The sequence below is a fragment of the Pseudoflavonifractor sp. An176 genome (assembly GCF_002160435.1).
Lineage (GTDB): Bacteria > Bacillota > Clostridia > Oscillospirales > Oscillospiraceae > Enterenecus > Enterenecus faecium.
Genome location: NZ_NFKO01000021.1, coordinates 17,722 through 36,522, shown reverse-complemented (window position 1 = coordinate 36,522; position 18,801 = coordinate 17,722). Strand labels below are relative to the sequence as shown.

The window sequence follows — 18,801 nt, the reverse complement described above, 5'->3', positions numbered from 1 at the left end:
CCTACCCCCACGCCTGCGCCCACCCAGGCCCCCAATGAAGGAGCATAACCACCGTGAGAGATCAGTTTCAAGGCTTTACCCCGGAGACGGTGGAATTTATGTGGGGCATTCGGTTCCAAAACGAGCGCAGCTGGTTTGAGGCCCACAAGGATGTGTACCTCAATACCCTCTACCGCCCCATGCAGAACCTGGGCCGTCAGGCCCAGCTGGCCCTGGTGGAGAAGTTCCCCCAGGAGCCGTGGAATCTGAAGGTGGCCCGTATCTACCGGGACGCCCGACGGCTCCACGGTCGTGGCCCCTACAAGGACCATCTGTGGTTTACCCTCATCCGGGGGGACGACTCCGCCCTGGGCTCCCACCCCGCTCTGTGGTTTGAGCTCACTCCCGACGGCTGGAGCTGCGGCATGGGCTTCTGGTGCGCCAAGGCCTCCCTGATGGAGTGCCACCGCCAGGAGATTCTCCGAGCCCCCAAGCCCCTGCTGAAGCTGGAGCGCGCCTTGAAGCGGCAGGACCGCTTCGCCCTGGAGGGCCCGGAGTACCGCCGCCCCAAGCCCTGCCCTGAGGCAGAGCTCAGCGCCTGGTTTAACAAGAAGTCCCTGTCTGTGTCCCACGAGGAGGGGCTGTGCGAGCTGCTGTACACCCCCCAGCTGGCCCATCAGCTCATTGAGGATTTCATCTTCCTCAAGCCATACTATGATTATTTTTCGGCTTTAGCCGCCAAATTACCCACACAAGTATAACATAAGCCCCTCTCGGCATCGCCGAGAGGGGCTTATCTCTTAGGTTGGGGGCGGACAGCCACCGGGTACGCATCACCGGCAGGCGTTTGGCGCCAAATTCCTTCCACCGCTGCTGTATGTTCCTCTTCACGGGCTGTCCCTCCTCTCTCGTTTATGATACACCCATCCTCCCTCTCTCCACAAGACAGGAAACGCCCCGGCGCAATCGCGCCGGGGCAGATGTATTAGTTTTTCAGGCTGTGCATGGGGGCGGGAATGCGGCCGCCTCGGGCCACAAACTCCTCCGCCGAGCCGGTGTGGCAGGGCATCACCGGGGCGGAGCCCAGCAGGCCGCCGAACTCCACGGTGTCCCCCACCTTCATGCCGGGGGCGGGGATGATACGCACGGCGGTGGTCTTCTGGTTGATCATACCGATGGCCGCCTCGTCGGCGATGATGGCGGAGATGGTGGCGGCGGTGGTGTCTCCGGGCACAGCGATCATGTCCAGGCCCACGGAGCACACACAGGTCATAGCCTCCAGCTTCTCCAGGGTCAGGGCCCCAGAGCGGGCGGCGGCGATCATTCCCTCATCCTCACTGACCGGGATAAAAGCGCCGGACAGGCCGCCCACCGAGGAGGAGGCCATCACGCCGCCCTTCTTCACAGCGTCGTTCAAGAGGGCCAGCGCGGCGGTGGTGCCGTGGGTGCCGCACACCTCCAGGCCCATCTCCTCCAGGATGCGGGCCACGCTGTCCCCGATGGCGGGGGTGGGAGCCAGAGACAGGTCCACGATGCCAAAGGGCACGCCCAGACGGCTGCTGGCCTCCTGGGCCACCAACTGGCCCATGCGGGTGACCCGGAAAGCGGTCTTTTTGATGGTCTCCGCCACCACGTCAAAGGGCTGGCCCTTCACGGCCTTCAAAGCGTGGTGCACCACGCCGGGGCCGGACACGCCCACATTGATGACCCGCTCGGCCTCGCCCACGCCGTGGAAGGCGCCGGCCATGAAGGGGTTGTCCTCCACGGCGTTGCAGAACACCACCAGCTTGGCGCAGCCGAAGCCACCCTGGTGGGCGGTGCGGTCCGCGCAGGCCTTCACGGTCTCGCCCATGAGCTTCACGGCATCCATGTTGATGCCCGCCTTGGTGGAGCCGATGTTCACGGAGGAGCACACCAGGTCGGTGACCGCCAGAGCCTCGGGAATGGAGGCGATGAGGTTGCGGTCCCCCCGGGCCATGCCCTTCTGCACCAGGGCGGAGAAGCCGCCGATGAAGTTGACGCCGGTCTCCTTGGCCGCCCGGTCCAGAGCCTGGGCAAAGGGCACATAGTCGTCGGTGTCCGAAGCCCCCGCCACCAGGGCGATGGGGGTCACCGAGATGCGTTTGTTGACAATGGGGATGCCAAACTCCGCCTCAATGTCCTCTCCGGTCTTCACCAGGTTCTGGGCGGAGGTGGTGATCTTGTCGTAGATCTTCTCACAGGCCACCTTGGGGTCGGAGTGGCAGCAGTCCAGCAGAGAGATACCCATGGTGATGGTGCGGATATCCAGGTTCTGCTGGTCAATCATGTGAATGGTGGATAAAATGTCCTGTTGATTGAGCATGTTCCGTCACCTCAAATCCGATGCATGGCGTTGAAGATGTCTTCCCGCTGCACCCGAATGTCCAGGCTCCGCTCCTTGCCGCTGTCGCTGAGCTCCTGAGCCAGCTGGGCAAAGGGGATGGTGCACTTGGACACATCCACCAGCATGACCATGGTGAAATAGTCCTGCAAAATGGTCTGGCTGATGTCCAGCACGTTGACGTTGCGCTGGCTGATTTCGCCGCACACAGAGGCGATGATGCCCACCTGATCCTTGCCGACTACCGTAATAATGGCTCTCATGAAAATTCCTCCCTATTCTTCGGGGTGTCTCCCCGCTGTCTACGCAATTTAACCCAGCTCGTCCAGGGTCAGGCCGAAGGCCTCCCCCATGTGCTCCAAAAACCAGGTCACTTCGTCCATGTTCATATCTTTCAGGGCGTGGAGGGTCTCCTCCTCCGCCTGTACAAACTCCCGGTTTCCCGCTTTCCGCTCTTCCAGGCACTTCAGCCACGCCGCCAGCTTGTCGGCGGCCTTGATGTAGCATCGCACCTTTGGGTCCTCCACCCGCAGCAGAGGTGCATAGGCCTCTGTCAACTCGGGGGGCAGCATCCCCAGCAGCTTGTCCTGGGCCACCGCCTCCACCTGGTCATAGGCGGACTTGATGGCGGGATTGAAGTATTTGATGGGGGTGGGGAGATCGCCGGTGATGATCTCCGGGGCGTCGTGGAACAGCGCCGCCGTGGCCACCCGGTCCGGGTTGACATCCTTGTGAAAGATCTCCTGCCCCACCACCGCCAGGGCGTGGGCCAACACGGCTACTTCATAGGAGTGCTCCTCCACGTTTTCCGTGCGGGTGTTGCGCATGAGCGCCCAGCGGGCAATGTAGCGCATCCGGAAGATATAGGCAAAAAAGCTGGACGACATCCTTCCACCTTCTTTTCACAAAGTAGGGGAAGTATACCACATTTTTGGTGAAATGTAAACCTATACAAAACCCTAGGGAAATGGTATCATTAAGAAAAACGCTGCATTCAGGAGGCCCTTATGGACATTGCCATCTACACCTTGGGCTGCAAGGTCAACCAATATGAGACCCAGGCCATGGAGCGAGAGCTGCTCCGCCGCGGCCACACCCTGGTCCCCTTTGAGGACCTGGCCGACGCCTACATCATCAACACCTGTACCGTCACCGCCGTCAGTGACAAGAAGTGCCGCAACGTCATCCGCCGGGCCAAAAAGATGAACCCCCAGGCGGTGGTGGCGGTGTGCGGCTGCTACGCCCAGACTGAGCCGGAGGCGGTGGCCGCCCTGGGGGTGGACCTGGTGTCCGGCACCGCCGGGCGCATGGAGTTTTTGGACCTGCTGGAGGGGCAGCTCAAAAACCACGCCGCCCCCATCGTCCAGGTGGACGAGTCCCTGCGCCGCCGGGACTTTGAGCGGCTCACCGCCGGGGGCCAGGTGGGCCGCACCCGGGCCATGCTCAAGGTGGAGGACGGGTGCACCAACTTCTGTACCTACTGCATCATCCCCTACGCCCGGGGCCCGGTGCGCTCTCTGCCCCTTTCCGAGGCGGTGGACCAGGCCAAGGAGTTGGAGGCCCAGGGGTACCGGGAGATCGTGCTCACCGGCATCGAGATTTCCTCCTGGGGCCGGGACTTGAAGGAGGGCCAGACCCTCATCGACCTGATGGAGGCCCTGTGCCACGCCGTGCCGGGGCTGCGGGTGCGCCTGGGCTCTCTGGAGCCCCGCACCATCACCCAGGACTTCTGCCAGCGGGCGGTGGCGCTGCCCAACCTGTGCCCCCACTTCCACCTGTCCATGCAGTCCGGGTGCGACGAGACCTTGAAGCGGATGAACCGCAAGTACGACACCGCCCGTTATCTCCAGTCGGTGCAGTGGCTCAACCAGTATTTTGACCGCCCCGCCATCACCACTGACCTCATTGTGGGCTTCCCCCAGGAGACGGAGGAGGAGTTCGCCCAGACCCTGGACTTCATCCGCCGCTGTGCCTTCTCCTCCATGCACATCTTCCCCTACTCCCGCCGCTCCGGCACCCCTGCCGCCACCATGGCCGGGCAGATTCCCCATGCCGTCCAGGAGCAGCGGGCCCAGGCGGCCCAGGCAGTGGCCCGGGAGATGGAGGCAGCGTACTTGCAGGCCCTGATGGGCTCCACCCTCCCCGTCCTCTTTGAGGAGGAGAAGGAGGGACTGTGGCAGGGCCACGCCCCCAACTATGTGGCCGTACGAGCTGTGGGAGAAGACCTCCACAACCAGCTGCGGCAGGTGACCGTCACCGGAGCGGGAGACGGCATTCTGCTGGGCACGATTCAATAAACCACCTTAAAGCCAGCCATATATTATAATGGTATCATGCCATGCGGTTAGGAGGAGCTACCATGGGGGATCATCACACCTGCTGTTTCACCGGGCACCGCCCGGAAAAGCTGCCCTGGGGCGACCAGGAGGACCACCCCCACTGTGTGGCCCTGAAAGAGAACATGGCCGCCCAGCTGGAGGAGATGTATCAAAAAGGATACCGCCATTTTCTCTGCGGCATGGCCCGGGGGGCGGATTTCTACTTTGCCGAGGCGGTGCTGGCCCTGCGGCAGGCCCACCCGGATGTGACCCTGGAGGCCGCCCTGCCCTGTGCGGGCCAGGCCAAGAAGTGGAGTTCTGATGACCGCAGCCGCTGGACCCAGCTGGTGCGCCAGTGCGATTCCCACACCCTGCTCCAGGAGCACTACGACCGCCACTGTATGCTCCGCCGGGACCGCTATATGGTGGACCAGTCCTCCGCCATTCTGGCCGTGTTCAACGGCACCCGTGGAGGCACTCAGTACACCTTAAACTATGCCATGGACCACCGACTGGATATCTACCTCTTTGACCTCAACCACCCCCACCTGTCTCCCACCCATCTGGTGCCCTGATTTTTCCGGTTCCCCGTTGACTTTCTCCCAGTTGTATGGTACAGTGTGCTGGTACGGGAGCCGTACTTCGTTTGATACATTATCGCCAACAAGTGTATGCTTGTTGGCGTTTTTTCTTGCTCCCAAAACTTGTGCCGGAGGTCATATCCATGGAAACCCCATCTTCTCAATCGTCCTTTCTGTCGGGGCCCATCCTGTCCCCCCTCATCCGCTTTGCCCTACCCCTGATGCTCTCCCTGCTGCTCCAGGCCTTTTACGGCGGCGTGGACCTGGCGGTGGTGGGCAAATTCTCCCCCACCGCCTCGGTGTCCGCCGTGGCCACGGGCAGCCAGGTGATGCAGTCCATCACCTCCATTATTACAGGTCTGACCATGGGCGTCACCGTGCTGGTGGGCAAGGCCATGGGCTCGAGAGAGCCCCAGCAAGCAGGCCAGGTGGTGTGCAGCCAGATTCGGCTCTTCACCCTGGTGGCGGCGGTGCTCACCGGGGCCATGCTGCTCCTGGCCCCCCAGGCCGCCCGACTGATGAACGTGCCCGAGGCTGCCATGAGTGAGGCGGTGGCCTATATCCGCATCTGCTCGGCGGGCATTGTGTTCATCACCGCCTACAACGGCATCAGCGGCATTTTCCGGGGCGTGGGCAACTCCCGCTCTCCCTTCCTCTTTGTCCTCATCGCCTGCCTGGTGAATGTGGTGCTGGATGTGCTCTTTGTGGGGGTGTTCCGCCTCCACGCTGCCGGGGCCGCTCTGGCCACCATCATTGCCCAGGCCACCAGCGTGGCCTTCTCCCTGGCCTACATCCGCCGCAATCCTCTCCCCTTCTCCATCCCCGCCCCCTGGCGCAGAGGGGGCCGGGCCGCCGGGGAGATTTTAAAGGTGGGCTCTCCCATCGCCCTCCAGGACTTTCTCACCAACCTGTCCTTCCTCATCATCACCAGCATTGTCAACGCCCTGGGGGTCATCGCCTCCGCCGGAGTGGGCATTGCGGAAAAGCTGTTCATCTTCCTGGCCCTGGTGCCCATGTCCTTCATGTCCGCTCTGTCCACCTTTGTAGCCCAGAACATGGGGGCAGGCAACCCCAAGCGGGCCAACCGGGCCCTGTTTCTGGCCGCCCGTATCTCCCTGTGCGTGGGAGCGGTGATGTTCCTGCTCACCTTCTTCTGCGGCCGCATTCTGGCCTCCGCCTTTGACAACGACCCGGCGGTGCTGGACGCCGCCGCCGGATACCTGCGGGGCAGCTCGCTGGAGTACCTGATGGTGTCGGTGGTGTTCTGCTTCTTGGGCTACTTCAATGGCCGGGAGCGCACCAGCTTTGTCATGGCCCAGGGCCTGGCCGCCGCCTTTTTGGTGCGCATCCCCCTGTCTTACTTCCTCAGCCGCCTGCCGGATACCTCCATGTTCCTCATCGGTCTGGCTGTTCCCGCCTCGGCCCTGGTCAACCTCACCCTGTGCCTGGGGTACTTTTTGGTGCTCCGGCGCCGGGATGCAACATCATCGAAAAAAGCGCTTGACAATCCCATATCCACTTGATATAATACCAGAGCAAAACAAAGCAGGTATGGCACCGCCGTCCTCACCTCCAGCGCAAGGCAAAGAGGTTTACATGGTAAAAAACACGCAATCGAATTCGGTTGTCGTTTTTTGTTGTGGATGTGGGTGCTTGTTCTGCACTCACATTTTTTGTTTCTCAGGAGGTGCTTTGCCATAGCTAACCCAACTCATCAGATCAACGAGGAGATTCGTGACCGTGAGGTTCGCCTGATTGGCGCCGACGGCAGCCAGCTGGGAGTCATGTCTGCGGCTCAGGCCCAGCGTCACGCCGACGAGGCCGGTTTGGACCTGGTAAAAATCTCTCCCAACGCCGTCCCCCCTGTGTGCAAGCTCATGGACTATGGCAAGTTCAAGTTCGAGCAGGCCAAGCGGGAGAAAGAGGCCAAGAAGAACCAGCACGTCGTTGAGATCAAGGAAGTGCGCATGTCCCCCGGCATCGACATCGGCGACTTCAACACCAAGCTGCGCAACGCCCAGAAGTTCCTGGCCGACGGCAACCGGGTGAAGGTGACCGTGCGATTCCGTGGCCGTGAGATGGCTCACACCGACATCGGCCGCAACCTGCTCATGGACTTTGCCCAGCAGTGTGCCGAGCTGGCCAACCTGGACAAGGAGCCTAAGCTGGAGGGCCGCCACATGAGCATTTTCCTCTCCGCCAAAAGCAGCAAGACCAACAAGTAATATCCTCCGGGCACACGCTGCCCACCATTCAAAGAGTAAAGGAGATAACCACCATGCCTAAGATCAAGACCCACAGCGGCGCTAAGAAGCGCTTTTCGCTGACCAAGAGCGGCCGTGTGAAGCGTGCCTGCACCAAGCGCCGTCACCTGCTCAACGGCCACGGCAAGACCACCAAGCTCAAGAGAGGCCTCCGCAAGGGTGCCTACGCTGACGTGACCAACCAGGCCACCGTCAAGCGCTTGATCCCCTACAAATAAGATAACCTGATACACTCACATATAGGAGGCTGAACGACAATGGCAAGAGTTAAGGGCGCAATGATGACCCGTAAGAGAAGAAATAAGATCCTGAAGCTGGCCAAGGGCTACTGGGGTGCCAAGAGCAAGCACTTCAAGATGGCCAACGAGCAGGTGATGAAGTCCCTGCAGTACGCCTACACCGGCCGCAAGCTGAAGAAGCGTGACTTCCGTCAGCTGTGGATCGCCCGCATCAACGCCGCCTGCAAGACCAACGGCATGAACTACTCCACCTTTATGCACGGCCTGAAGCTGGCTGGCGTGGAGATCAACCGCAAGATGCTCTCCGAGCTGGCCGTCAACGACAAGGCTGCTTTCACCCAGCTCACCGAGCTGGCCAAGAGCAAGCTGGCCTAATTTAGTTTGATAAACGCCCGATTCCCCAGGAATCGGGCGTTTTTTGTCCCTGGAACGGGGTTCCCGTTCCGGCGGGACCTTTACGCGGCTATTTCCACATTTCCGCCTCAATTCGGCGTTTTCCTTTACAGAAATCCCCCATTCTGATATACTGGGGACACCCCTAGGAGGTGAAACTATGTCCGCCAATCGACTCATTCAAATTCTCTCCCTGCTGTTGGAGCACGACCGTATCACCGCTCCCCAGCTGGCCCAAATGCTCCAGGTGTCGGTGAGTACCATCTACCGGGAGATCGACGCCCTGTCGGCTGCCGGGGTTCCGGTGTGCACCGCTCCGGGCAAAAACGGCGGCGTCACCCTCATGGCGGGCTGCGCCCCCGACCCCAACCTGTTCACCCCCGGGGAACAGCAGCAGCTGCTGGCCGCCCTGGACGACGACTCGGACGCCCAACGGGAGGCCACCTTGGCCAAGCTCTCCGCCCTGTTCCGCCGCCCCGAGGAGGACTGGCTGCAAGTGTACCTCACCCACTGGGGCTCCTCTGCGGGGGACACCGAGGACTTCAAGCTGCTGCGAGAGGCCATTTTACAGCGCCGGGCCGTGCAGTTTACCTATGCCAGCTCCCAGGGGGAGCAGATGCCCTACCTGGTGCAGCCGGTGCGGCTGGTGTTCCAGGGCAACGGCTGGTATCTCCAGGCCTATTGCCCCTTCCAGGAGTGCTATCGCACCTTCCGGCTGACCCGGATGCTGGATTTGACCATCACCGACCAGCCCTTCCACCGGCTGATGAATCCCCCCGACCCGGAGCTGTCCGGGGAGATCCCCCCCCTGTTCCGGGTGGAGGCCGAGCTGCGCTTCGCCCCCAGCCTGGCCCACCGGGTGTACGACGAGTTCGACCGCCGCTGCGTCACCCCCCAGCCCGACGGCTCCCTGCTGGTGTCCACCGTCTTCCCCGACGGAGGTTGGCTGGCCAGCTATCTGCTGTCCTTCGGTGGCGGCGTGGAGGTGCTCTCCCCCGCCAGTCTCCAGCGCCAGCTGGCCCAGGCCAGTGAGAAGCTGCGGGAGGCCTATGCGTCCAATGAAGAATGAATAACGAATAATGAAGAATGCAGGTCCTGAGGGCGTTTCCGCCGTTCAGGACCTGCATCTGCTTTCGTAGGGGCCGGGCTTGCCCGGCCCGCTTTTTCCCTGGTATAGCCCTGGGAAATTCGGGAGGGGCAAGCCCCTCCCCTACGCCCATTTCAAATATCCGTGCCGCACAGCGGCACACCATAATTATTCATTCTTCATTTTTCATTATTCATTAAAACAGGTCCTTCTTCTTCAGGATGATGGCCAGCACCACAATGATGGCCACGCTCATCAGCAGAGGCACCCACCAGAACTGATCCAGGGGCAGGCCGCCGGTGATGTTCATACCGAAGTAGCCGAAAATGATATTGGGCACCGTCATGAGGATGGTGATGGAGGTGAGCACCTTCATGATCACGTTCAGGTTGTTGGAGATCACCGAGGCAAAGGCGTCCATCATGCCGGAGATGATGGAGGAGTAAATCTGAGCCATCTCGATGGCCTGACGCACCTCAATGAGCACGTCCTCCAGCAAGTCATGGTCCTCCTCGTAGAGGGTGACGATACGGCCCCGGAGAATCTTCTCCAAGGTCACCTCGTTGGCCTTCAAAGAGGTGTTGAAGTAGACCAGGGACTTCTCCAAATCCAGCAGCTGAATGAGCTCCTTGTTGCGCTGGGACTTGTACAGCTGCCGCTCCATGTAGTTGTAGGTCTTGTCGATCTGCTTCAGATATTGCAGGTAGCGCTTGGCCACCAGCAGCAGGATGTTGAGGATAAACCGGGTGCGCTGCTGGGTGCGCACGTCCTTGACCAGGCCGTCCTGCAAGTCCCGCACCACCGAGGTTTCCTTCAAGCACACGGTGACAATGTGCTTTTCGGTGACGATGATGCCCATAGGCAGGGTGGAGTACACCACGCCGGTCTCATCCCGCTCCATGGCGGGGGTGTCCACGATGATCAGGGTCTGGCCGTCCTCGCTGTCAATCCGGGAGGTCTCCTCCTCGTCCAGAGCGGCCTTCAAGAAGGGCAGCTCCACTCCCAAGGTCACCGACACCGTCTTCAGCTCGTCCTCGCTGGGGTAAATGAGGTTGATCCAGCAGCCGTCCTCCACGGTGTCCAGCTTGGTCATCTTCCCGTCAATGGTCTTGTAAATGCTAATCACATTGGTTCACACCTTTCCCGAGCAGGCAAAGGGGTGGTTTGTCCCCGTGCCGCTTCCGCTGATTTTATCCTGTTGTCCACAGGCCGCGGGCGCACGAAGACAAAAAGGATGCCAGGGCATCCCCCTCAATCCATACGCCGCAAACATATTTTCCAACTTCGACTAGATGGGTCACCTGCCACGGCGCATGTCACATCCTTTCGTTTTTGGGCAGATTTTTCCGGGCCAGTCCATGTTTTGCCCAGTCAAGTATCATTATATGACAGCCCCCGGTGGTTTGCAACCCTAAAAATCCCGCCACCGGAGGCTGTTTTTCGTCACTTTGCCCCCAACAAGAGAGGCTGATACTGTTTGCCCTGCATAGCCAGGGCCAGAGTGTCCCCGGTGAGGGAAAAATCCGACACCAGAGACGTGGGCTTCTCGTAGCAGTCATCCTGGCGGAAGGGGACAAAAAATACCCCCTTCCGTCCCAGCATGGTGCCCACATTGGGGGCAGAGGCCGCCAGGCCATCGTTGGTGGCCAGGGCCAGGACCAGGGGCCGACCATTGCGCAGATGTGCCTTGGCGGCCATGGTCACCGTGCCGTCGGTGACGCCGTGGGCCAGCTTGGCCAGGGTGTTGCCCGTGCAGGGACAGATGACCAGGGCGTCCAGCAGCTTCCGGGGCCCGATGGGCTCAGCCTCCGCCACGGTATGGATGACCCTTCTCCCGCATATCCGCTCCATCTCCCGCATAAAATCATGGCTGTTGCCAAAGCGGGTATCGGTGCTGGCCACGGTCTCGGAGACAACGGGCCAGATTTGGGTGTATTTTCCCGCCAGCTGCTCCAGGGTATCCAGAGCCCGGGCCATGGTACAAAAGGAGCCGCAAAAGGCAAACCCAATGTTTTTCGCTTCCATTCTTACACTCCCAACTCCTCCATAATGTGATAGACGGTGTCTTTGAGGTACTCCGCCGCCGTGTGGGGAGCCACCTTACCCGGCAGGCCTCTGGCCCACACCACGGGCACCCCCAGGGCCTGGGCCGCGGGATGGTCCACGCCCCCCGGCTCCGAGGCCAGGTCCATCACCCAGGCCCCCTCCCGCAGAGCGGACAGCTCCTCCACTCCCAGCAGGGGGGCAGGCACAGTATTCACCACCAGATGGGGGCAGTGCAGCCACTCCCCCATGCCCCGGATGGGCTCGGCCTCCAGGCCCAAGCTACGGGCCAGGGCCCGCTGGGCGGGGTTTCGGGCCAGAATGCACACCTTGGCCCCCAGAGCGCGGAGGCGCACGGCCAGGGCCTGCCCCACCCGCCCAAAGCCCAAAATCCAGATGCGGGCGTTGTGGATGGTGGTGGGCATGCGCTCCATGGCCAGCTGGATGGCCCCTTCTGCGGTGGGAATGGCGTTGAGCAACGTCAGCTCTTCCCGGGCATAATAGTCTATGACCCGCAGATTCAACGCCTGGGCCTGGTGGAGGAAGCGGGGGGTGAGCAGCCCGCCGCACACCAGTTGCCCCGGCTGCATGTGCTCCAGCACCTGCTCCACCGACAGCCGAAGGGGGCTCAGCGGGGTGTACACCCACCCCTCCGGCTGCTGCGCCGGCAGGGGGAAAATGACGCAGTGGGCCTCCCCGATGCCATCCAGGTCCGGCCCCTCTGCCTCCTCCTCTCCCAGCCCCAAGGTATGTACCCTGTGGCCGTCCTCTCGCAGCAGCCCGGCTAATATGCTCTGCCGCTGATCTCCTCCAATGACCCAGATGTGCGTTCGTTCCATGTTCCTTCCCATGCTCCTCTCCGGGGCCGTTTGCCTTCCGACACCGCCCTCATCCCAGTGTATTCCGCCCCTTCCGAGTGGTGACTTCTGGAAGAACTACAGAAGGAATGATTGCAATTTGTGTCAAGACAGCTTATAATAGAGGCTACGATTTTAGTTAAAGGGGGCCATCCCTGTGCAACATCACGTCAACTACACCATGCTCACCGACTTCTACGAGCTGACCATGGGCAACGGCTATTTTCAGACCGGCGTGGCCGATCAAATCTGCTATTTCGATATCTTTTTCCGCAGTGTCCCCGACGGCGGCGGCTTCGCCATTGCCGCCGGACTGGAGCAGGTGATCTCCTACATCCGGGACCTCCACTTCGATGAGGATGACATTGCATACCTGCGCTCCAAGAATACCTTCTCGGAGGAGTTTTTGGAGTATCTGCGCACCTTCCACTTCACTGGAGACATCTGGGCCGTGCCGGAGGGCACCCCCATCTTCCCCCGGGAGCCCATTCTCACCGTGCGGGCCCCTGCCATTGAGGCCCAGTTCGTGGAGACCTATCTGCTGCTGACCCTGAACCACCAGTCCCTCATCGCCACCAAGTCCAACCGCATCGTCCGGGCTGCCCAGGGCAAGCCCGTGGCGGAGTTCGGCTCCCGCCGGGCCCAGGGGGCGGACGGCGCGCTGCTGGGCGCCCGGGCCAGCTATATCGCCGGGGCCTCCGGCACCGCCTGCGCCATGGCCGACCAGATGTTTGACACCCCCGCCACCGGCACCATGGCCCACTCCTGGGTGCAGATGTTCCCCGACGAGTACACCGCCTTCAAGACCTACTGTGAGATCTACCCCCACGCCGCCACCCTGCTGGTGGACACCTACAACGTGCTCAAGTCCGGCGTGCCCAACGCCATCCGGGTGTTCCAGGAGCTGGGCATCACCCAGGGCGGCATCCGCATCGACTCCGGCGATTTGACCTATCTGTCCAAGAAGGCCCGGAAGATGTTGGACGAGGCGGGCCTCACCGACATCATGATCATCGCCTCCAACTCCCTGGACGAGTATATCATCCGGGACCTGCTGACCCAGGGGGCCGCCATTGACGGCTTCGGAGTGGGCGAGCGGCTCATCACCTCCAAGAGCGAGCCGGTGTTCGGCGGCGTGTACAAGCTGGCGGCCATCGAGGGCAAGGACGGCACCATCGTGCCCAAAATCAAGATCAGCGAGAACCCCGCCAAGATGACCATTCCCCACTTCAAGAAGGTGTACCGCCTGTACGAGATCGAGACGGGGAAGGCTCTGGCCGACTATATCTGCCTCCACGACGAGCACCCCGACTTCACCCAGCCTCTGGAGCTCTTTGACCCCGAGGCCGTTTGGAAGCGCAAGACCATCACCAACTACACCGCCCGCCCCCTGCTGGTGCCCATCTTCCAGGGTGGCCAGCTGGTGTACCAGGCTCCCACCATCCAGGAGACCCGGGTGTACTGCGCCCGAGAGGTGGACAGCCTGTGGGACGAGGTCAAGCGGTTTGAGAACCCCCACAACTACTATGTGGACCTGTCCCAGAAGCTGTGGGACGTGCGAGCTCAGCTGCTGTCCCACAACTCCTGAGGTACGCCATGCGAGGAATTGTATACGCCATGCACAAGGAGGTGGCCGGGGCTCTGCGCCCCTCCGGCCAGGTGCAGACCATCGCTGGGATGGACTTCTACGCCCTGGATTCGGACACCGTGGTGTGCATCTGCGGAGTAGGTAAGGTCAACGCCGCCATGGGCACCCAGGCCCTCATCGACCGCTTTGGAGTGGATGAGGTGTGGAACGCCGGGGTAGCCGGGTGCTTCCACGACTTCCCCGTGGGCACCCTGGTGGTGGCTCGCCACTGCGTCCAGCACGACATGGACATCTCCGCCGTGGGCGACCCGTTGGGGCTCATCCCCGCCCTGAACCTCATCGAACTGCCCTGCCAGAGGGTGGAGGAGCATGTGGAGCGGCTCACCCAGGCTGGCTTTGCACCCCGCACCGGAGTGGTGGCCACCGGGGACTGGTTTGGCCGGGACTACGAACGGGCGGCCATGCTGCGGGACCACTTCTCCGCCACCGTGTGTGATATGGAGGCGGGGGCGGTGGCCCAGGTGTGCCTGCGCAACCAGGTGCCCTTCCACTGTGTGAAAATCGTCTCCGACCACCTGTTCCACCCCGCTCAGGGGGAGGAATACGCCCAAAACGTGCCCCAGGTGGTGGACAAGCTCAACCAGGCCCTGGCGGCCTTACTGTGGAGGTCTTAATATGGAAAAAATCGCAAGCTTTCAGGTGGACCACACCACCCTGCGCCCCGGTATGTATCTCTCCCGCCGGGACGGGAACGTGGTGACCTTCGATCTGCGCTTCAAGGTGCCCAACACCGGGGATTTGCTCACCAACGCCGAGATGCACTCGGTGGAGCACATCATCGCCACCCTGCTGCGCAACTCCCCCCAAAAGGATGGGGTGATCTACTTTGGCCCCATGGGGTGCCAAACCGGATTCTACGTGCTGCTGGACAACGAGCAGTTGACCATGGAGGACTGCATCGCCCTGGTCCAGTCCGTCTTTGAGGCGGGGGCCAACTACACCGGGGAGATGCCGGGCAAGTCGGCGGTGGAGTGCGGCAACTACATCAACCTGGATGTGGACCTGGCCCGCACCCAGTGCCGCTACTACGCCGATCTCATCCGGGACTGGACCGTGGAACAGCTGGCATACTGATAAAAAAATGGGCCTGTTGCAAAATAGGCCAGAACAACAAAACGAGAGGCTAACCTTTTTGGGGGTTGGCCTCTCGTTTCATTTGCTGTACAATTTGTTTATGCAGACAAATTATAACAAGCAAGATCAGTGTACCGTATATGAGTGCCACGGTCAACTGGTATTTGCATTGAACTCACAAAAAATATTACCGGAGAACGCACCCGTCCGACTGGCAAGTGCCCAGCTTGAGGAACTGGATTACAGGAAACTGTATCGCACCTATTCGTCCAGAGGACGGAAATCGGCAGTGGAACCACGGGTGATGTTCAAGGTAATTGTCTACGGGTATCTGTGTGGCATCTACTCCAGCCGGAAGCTGGAAGAGGCGTGTAGGTACCGAGTAGATTTTATGTGGCTGTTGGAAGGCCAAAAGGCACCGGATCACACCACCATTGCCCGTTTTCGAACCGGGCGGTGCAGAGAAGCCATAGAAGACCTGTTCTACCAGTTTGTCCGCAAGCTGGAGGAAATGGGGGAGACAGACCACAGAGCTGTCTTTATTGATGGAACAAAGATGGAAAGCCGTGCAGGCCGCTATACCTTTGTGTGGCGCAAAAGCGTGGAGAAGCACCTGGCCAAAGTAAAGGCCCAGGTGGAACGATCTACCGGTTTTACTTCCACACAGGAATTGCAGGCATGGTTGGAGGAGTTTGCTCAAAATATTACCTTTGTCCATAGAAGTGGCCGGCGGAAAAGTCCCGGACAAAAGGAATGGGAGCGCCTGTCTGAACTTCTGGAGCGGTGGGAGCAGTATGAAAACATGCTATCCACCATGGGAGAAGGGCGCAACAGTTACTCCAAAACAGACGAAGATGCCACATTTATGCGGCTGAAAGAAGACCACATGCGAAACGGGCAGCTCAAGCCAGCTTATAATGTGCAGATTGGTGTGAACAGTGAGTATATCACCGGGATAGAGCTGTTTTTCGACCGAAATGATGTGAGAACGCTTCAGCCGTTTTTAAAGAAGCTGGAGCAGTTTCACCATGCCCGTTATGAAGAAGTGGTGGCCGATGCCGGGTATGAGAGCTTGGAGAACTATCTCTACCTGGATTCCACAGGACAAATCTGTTATATAAAGCCCACGAACTATGAGCAACGACGCAGCAAAAAGTTTAAGAAACAAGTTGGGCGAGTGGAGAACATGGAATATGACCAGGAAGAAGACTGTTTTATCTGTGCGCAAGGCCGCCGGCTATTTCTGCGGCGGGAGTGTACCGAAGTTCAAGACGGACAGTTGGTTTCCACTGCGTGGTATTGCTGCGAAAACTGCGATGGCTGCCCGTGCCGTTCCCAGTGCTGCCGAGCCAAGGATCCAACTAAGCCCAAAGAGATCGCACTGAAAAAGACCTTCTGGGAAAAGCGAGCTACGGCAACTGAAAATATTACCACACCACGGGGGATACATCTTCGGCTGTGCCGCTCCATTCAGGCGGAGGGAGCCTTTGCACTTCTAAAAAACGACTTTGGGTTCCGCCGCTTTCTAACTACTGGAAAGGCAAACGTACGGACTGAAATGTTCTTTCTCGCTTTAGCCTTCAACCTGAAAAAGCTGTGGATGAAGCGGGAACACGGACGGCTTCAAACCCGTGTATCTGAGAAAATGACAGCGTAGCTTACCGAAATTGGAAAATTTCCGCAGAAAGCTCCATCCAGGTGGTGTGGGCTGGCTTTTGCATGCCCAAAACGCTGCGGAAGTTCCACATACTGGATTCGTTTTTGCTGTTGAGAGTAAAAAAGGATGTGCCACAAAACTTACGTTTTGCGACACATCCTTGCATCTTAGAGGGGGAGCAATACGTGATAGATCATCATGAAGTGGGCCACGGAGCCCAGCACAATGAACACGTGGAAAATCTCGTGACAGCCAAACCGGGGATTGTCCCGGGCGGGCCACTTCAGGGCGTAGAGCACGCCGCCAATGGTGTAGAGGATGCCGCCGGACAGCAGCCACAGCACGCCGGACACCCCCAGAGTGAGGTAGAGGGGATAGATGGCCACCAATGCCAGCCAGCCCATGGCAATGTAGATGGTGGAGGTGAGCCAACGGGGGCAGTTGATCCAGGCCAAGGTCATCACCAGCCCCGCAATGGCCAGGACCCAGATGATGCCGAACATGGACCAGCCCCAGGGCCCCCGCAGGGCGGTGAGACACACCGGGGTGTAGGTGCCCGCAATGAGGAAGTAGATGGAGGCGTGGTCGTACTTCCGCAGCGCAATGCGCTTGGCGGCGGTGGTGTGCACCGAGTGGTAGAGGGTGGAGGCGGTATATAGTCCGATCATGGACGCTCCATAGATGGAGAACGAGACCAATTTCCAAGCGTCAGCACCGGTGATCACTGCCTTTACCAGCAGCAGAACCGTGCCCAGGATGGCCAGCGCCGCACCAATTCCGTGGGTGATGGCCGACCAGGGGCGCAGTCCGTCGAAGGGCGTGCGGCCATGCTCCTGGGGACGTCTCCGGGGACGGGGCAGGGCGTCAAAGGGGTCAGGTGTGAGTGCGTGTTCCATAGTGACACCATCCTTTCTGAGAACTCATTATAACATATTCACCTCGTGATATCAAGGTCAATATGACCAAATATAATAATAAAAACGAGATTGAAAGAAGTGACATTGAATCTATACCTGGTGTGTGCTATAATCATAAAATTAGATGAACACCCGCAGGAGGAGAGCGTATGGGAGAGTGCCTGGGACTGTATTTACACATTCCATTTTGCCGCAGCAAGTGTGATTACTGTGATTTTTACTCGCTGGCAGGGCGGGAAGACCGGATGGACGACTACCAAAAAGCGCTCCTGCGCCACATTGTGGAGAGTGCGGAGGCGGCCCGCAGTTTTTCCGTCAACAGCATCTACATCGGAGGGGGCACCCCCACCTGGTACGGAGAAAAGCGCTTGGTGGAGCTGCTGCACACCATCAAACGCCGCTTCACCCTGTCCAAGGATGTGGAAATCACCATCGAGGCCAACCCGGACAGCGTGGATGAGAAGATGCTGCGCCACCTGCGCCGAGCGGGCGTGAACCGCATTTCCATGGGGATGCAGTCCGGCTGTGACCAGGAGCTGCAGGCCGTGCACCGTCCTCACACCTATCGCCAGGTGGTGGACGCGGTGACGGCGGTGCGTCGGGCCAAAATCACGAACCTGAACCTGGATTTGATCTACGGCCTGCCGGGGCAGACCGAGGAGAGCTGGCACAAGACGGTGGAAAAGGCGCTGATTCTCAACCCGGAGCACCTGTCTTGCTACGGATTGACGGTGGAGGAGGGGACTCCTCTGGCCCAGCGTGTGGCTCGAGGCGAGCAGCTGCCCGACGAGGATCAACAGGCGGCCCTGTACCTGTGGACGGTGAAGCGCCTGGCCGAGGCCGGGTACGAACAGTATGAGATCTCCAACTTTGCCAAGCGGGGCTATCAGTCCCGGCACAATATGAAATACTGGATGGGACACCCCTATATGGGGTTGGGCGCTGCGGCCCACTCGGATTTCGGCGGGCGGCGGTATTCCTTCCTCTCCGATCTGGACCAGTACATTGACCACATGCTCCAGGGGGACGCGGTGGTGGATGAGTCGGAGCAGATCACCCGGCGCGAGCGGGGCAGCGAATACCTGATGCTCCGCATGCGCACCGTCCACGGCATTGAGGAGTGGGAGTACCGGCGGGAGTATATGATGAACTTCGAGCCCATCGCCGCCAAGCTGGCGGAGTTTGAGCAGCGCGGCTGGGCCCGCCGACGTGGACGCCGATGGCAGTTTACCCCAGAGGGGTTCCTCTTATCCAATCAGCTCATTGGGCAGCTGTTGGAACTGCAGGAAAATGCCTCCCTGGGTGGGATGCTGGAGCGGGTGCGCCGCAACCGAGAGGCTCAGAAAGAGAACAAAGAATCAAAAGAATCCTGAGAAATCCAT

General features: G+C 60.1%; 20 protein-coding genes. 13 read left to right on the top strand and 7 right to left on the bottom strand.

Translation table 11 applies throughout. From position 1 onward, the window contains the following. Positions 1 to 53 precede the first annotated feature (53 nt). Entirely contained in the window at positions 54 to 740 is a 687-nt protein-coding gene (locus B5F12_RS08780) for a DUF2461 domain-containing protein (protein WP_242954930.1), read from the top strand. A 224-nt stretch (positions 741 to 964) separates the two neighbouring features. Here the strand turns inward: B5F12_RS08780 and B5F12_RS08775 are convergent, their stop codons facing one another. From B5F12_RS08775 to yfbR, 3 genes are read right to left on the bottom strand one after another with little or no spacing between them, the layout of a single operon-like run. Next, on the bottom strand, positions 965 to 2,323 hold the full coding sequence (locus B5F12_RS08775) for a PFL family protein (RefSeq protein ID WP_087233358.1): 1,359 nt from the start codon (positions 2,321 to 2,323) through the stop codon (positions 965 to 967). An 11-nt stretch (positions 2,324 to 2,334) separates the two neighbouring features. Next, positions 2,335 to 2,604 (bottom strand): ACT domain-containing protein, encoded by a 270-nt coding sequence (locus B5F12_RS08770; RefSeq protein WP_087233354.1) that lies wholly within the window; start codon positions 2,602 to 2,604, stop codon positions 2,335 to 2,337. Between the two features lie 48 nt (positions 2,605 to 2,652). Continuing rightward, a complete protein-coding gene (gene yfbR / locus B5F12_RS08765) occupies positions 2,653 to 3,228 on the bottom strand; it encodes a 5'-deoxynucleotidase (RefSeq protein ID WP_087233352.1) in 576 nt (191 codons plus the stop codon). Between the two features lie 120 nt (positions 3,229 to 3,348). Between yfbR and mtaB the strand changes: the two genes are divergently transcribed. The 7 genes from mtaB to B5F12_RS08730 all read left to right on the top strand — a co-directional run bounded on the left by mtaB (position 3,349) and on the right by B5F12_RS08730 (position 9,205). Beyond that, entirely contained in the window at positions 3,349 to 4,638 is a 1,290-nt protein-coding gene (gene mtaB / locus B5F12_RS08760) for a tRNA (N(6)-L-threonylcarbamoyladenosine(37)-C(2))-methylthiotransferase MtaB (protein ID WP_087233348.1), read from the top strand. 62 nt (positions 4,639 to 4,700) lie between these two features. Beyond that, complete coding sequence (locus B5F12_RS08755) at positions 4,701 to 5,234, top strand: SLOG family protein (protein ID WP_087233345.1); 534 nt, start codon at positions 4,701 to 4,703, stop codon at positions 5,232 to 5,234. A gap of 149 nt (positions 5,235 to 5,383) precedes the next feature. Next, positions 5,384 to 6,763 carry an MATE family efflux transporter gene (locus B5F12_RS08750; RefSeq protein WP_087233342.1) on the top strand — a complete coding sequence of 460 codons (1,380 nt, stop codon included), beginning with the start codon at positions 5,384 to 5,386 and terminating at the stop codon, positions 6,761 to 6,763. A gap of 120 nt (positions 6,764 to 6,883) precedes the next feature. Next, entirely contained in the window at positions 6,884 to 7,465 is a 582-nt protein-coding gene (infC, locus tag B5F12_RS08745) for a translation initiation factor IF-3 (RefSeq protein WP_087233339.1), read from the top strand. Positions 7,466 to 7,518: 53 nt separating this feature from the next. Beyond that, positions 7,519 to 7,722, top strand: coding sequence for a 50S ribosomal protein L35 (gene rpmI, locus B5F12_RS08740; RefSeq protein ID WP_087233337.1), 204 nt, complete (start codon positions 7,519 to 7,521; stop codon positions 7,720 to 7,722). 39 nt (positions 7,723 to 7,761) lie between these two features. Continuing rightward, positions 7,762 to 8,118 (top strand): 50S ribosomal protein L20, encoded by a 357-nt coding sequence (gene rplT, locus B5F12_RS08735; protein ID WP_087233334.1) that lies wholly within the window; start codon positions 7,762 to 7,764, stop codon positions 8,116 to 8,118. Positions 8,119 to 8,296: 178 nt separating this feature from the next. Next, complete coding sequence (locus tag B5F12_RS08730) at positions 8,297 to 9,205, top strand: YafY family protein (RefSeq protein ID WP_087233331.1); 909 nt, start codon at positions 8,297 to 8,299, stop codon at positions 9,203 to 9,205. A gap of 214 nt (positions 9,206 to 9,419) precedes the next feature. Here the strand turns inward: B5F12_RS08730 and B5F12_RS08725 are convergent, their stop codons facing one another. The 3 genes from B5F12_RS08725 to B5F12_RS08715 all read right to left on the bottom strand — a co-directional run bounded on the left by B5F12_RS08725 (position 9,420) and on the right by B5F12_RS08715 (position 12,105). Next, positions 9,420 to 10,349, bottom strand: coding sequence for a magnesium transporter CorA family protein (locus tag B5F12_RS08725; protein WP_204210545.1), 930 nt, complete (start codon positions 10,347 to 10,349; stop codon positions 9,420 to 9,422). A gap of 317 nt (positions 10,350 to 10,666) precedes the next feature. After that, positions 10,667 to 11,248, bottom strand: coding sequence for a dipicolinate synthase subunit B (locus B5F12_RS08720; protein ID WP_087233329.1), 582 nt, complete (start codon positions 11,246 to 11,248; stop codon positions 10,667 to 10,669). A gap of 2 nt (positions 11,249 to 11,250) precedes the next feature. After that, on the bottom strand, positions 11,251 to 12,105 hold the full coding sequence (locus B5F12_RS08715) for a dipicolinate synthase subunit DpsA (RefSeq protein WP_087233326.1): 855 nt from the start codon (positions 12,103 to 12,105) through the stop codon (positions 11,251 to 11,253). Positions 12,106 to 12,304: 199 nt separating this feature from the next. On the opposite strand from B5F12_RS08715, the gene B5F12_RS08710 reads away from it, so the two are divergent. The 4 genes from B5F12_RS08710 to B5F12_RS08695 all read left to right on the top strand — a co-directional run bounded on the left by B5F12_RS08710 (position 12,305) and on the right by B5F12_RS08695 (position 16,502). Further along, entirely contained in the window at positions 12,305 to 13,711 is a 1,407-nt protein-coding gene (locus tag B5F12_RS08710) for a nicotinate phosphoribosyltransferase (RefSeq protein WP_087233367.1), read from the top strand. 8 nt (positions 13,712 to 13,719) lie between these two features. Next, positions 13,720 to 14,385 (top strand): 5'-methylthioadenosine/S-adenosylhomocysteine nucleosidase, encoded by a 666-nt coding sequence (mtnN, locus tag B5F12_RS08705; RefSeq protein ID WP_087233323.1) that lies wholly within the window; start codon positions 13,720 to 13,722, stop codon positions 14,383 to 14,385. Between the two features lies 1 nt (position 14,386). Further along, the gene (locus tag B5F12_RS08700; RefSeq protein WP_087233320.1) at positions 14,387 to 14,845 is read left to right on the top strand and encodes an S-ribosylhomocysteine lyase; all 459 of its coding nucleotides are present in this window, start codon (positions 14,387 to 14,389) and stop codon (positions 14,843 to 14,845) included. Between the two features lie 100 nt (positions 14,846 to 14,945). Next, positions 14,946 to 16,502: an IS1182 family transposase gene (locus B5F12_RS08695; RefSeq protein ID WP_087233364.1), complete on the top strand. Its 1,557-nt coding sequence runs from the start codon at positions 14,946 to 14,948 to the stop codon at positions 16,500 to 16,502. Positions 16,503 to 16,669: 167 nt separating this feature from the next. Here the strand turns inward: B5F12_RS08695 and B5F12_RS08690 are convergent, their stop codons facing one another. After that, complete coding sequence (locus tag B5F12_RS08690; protein WP_087233318.1) at positions 16,670 to 17,398, bottom strand: hemolysin III family protein; 729 nt, start codon at positions 17,396 to 17,398, stop codon at positions 16,670 to 16,672. Between the two features lie 170 nt (positions 17,399 to 17,568). Between B5F12_RS08690 and hemW the strand changes: the two genes are divergently transcribed. Then, positions 17,569 to 18,792: a radical SAM family heme chaperone HemW gene (gene hemW, locus B5F12_RS08685; RefSeq protein ID WP_087233315.1), complete on the top strand. Its 1,224-nt coding sequence runs from the start codon at positions 17,569 to 17,571 to the stop codon at positions 18,790 to 18,792. Positions 18,793 to 18,801 lie beyond the last annotated feature (9 nt).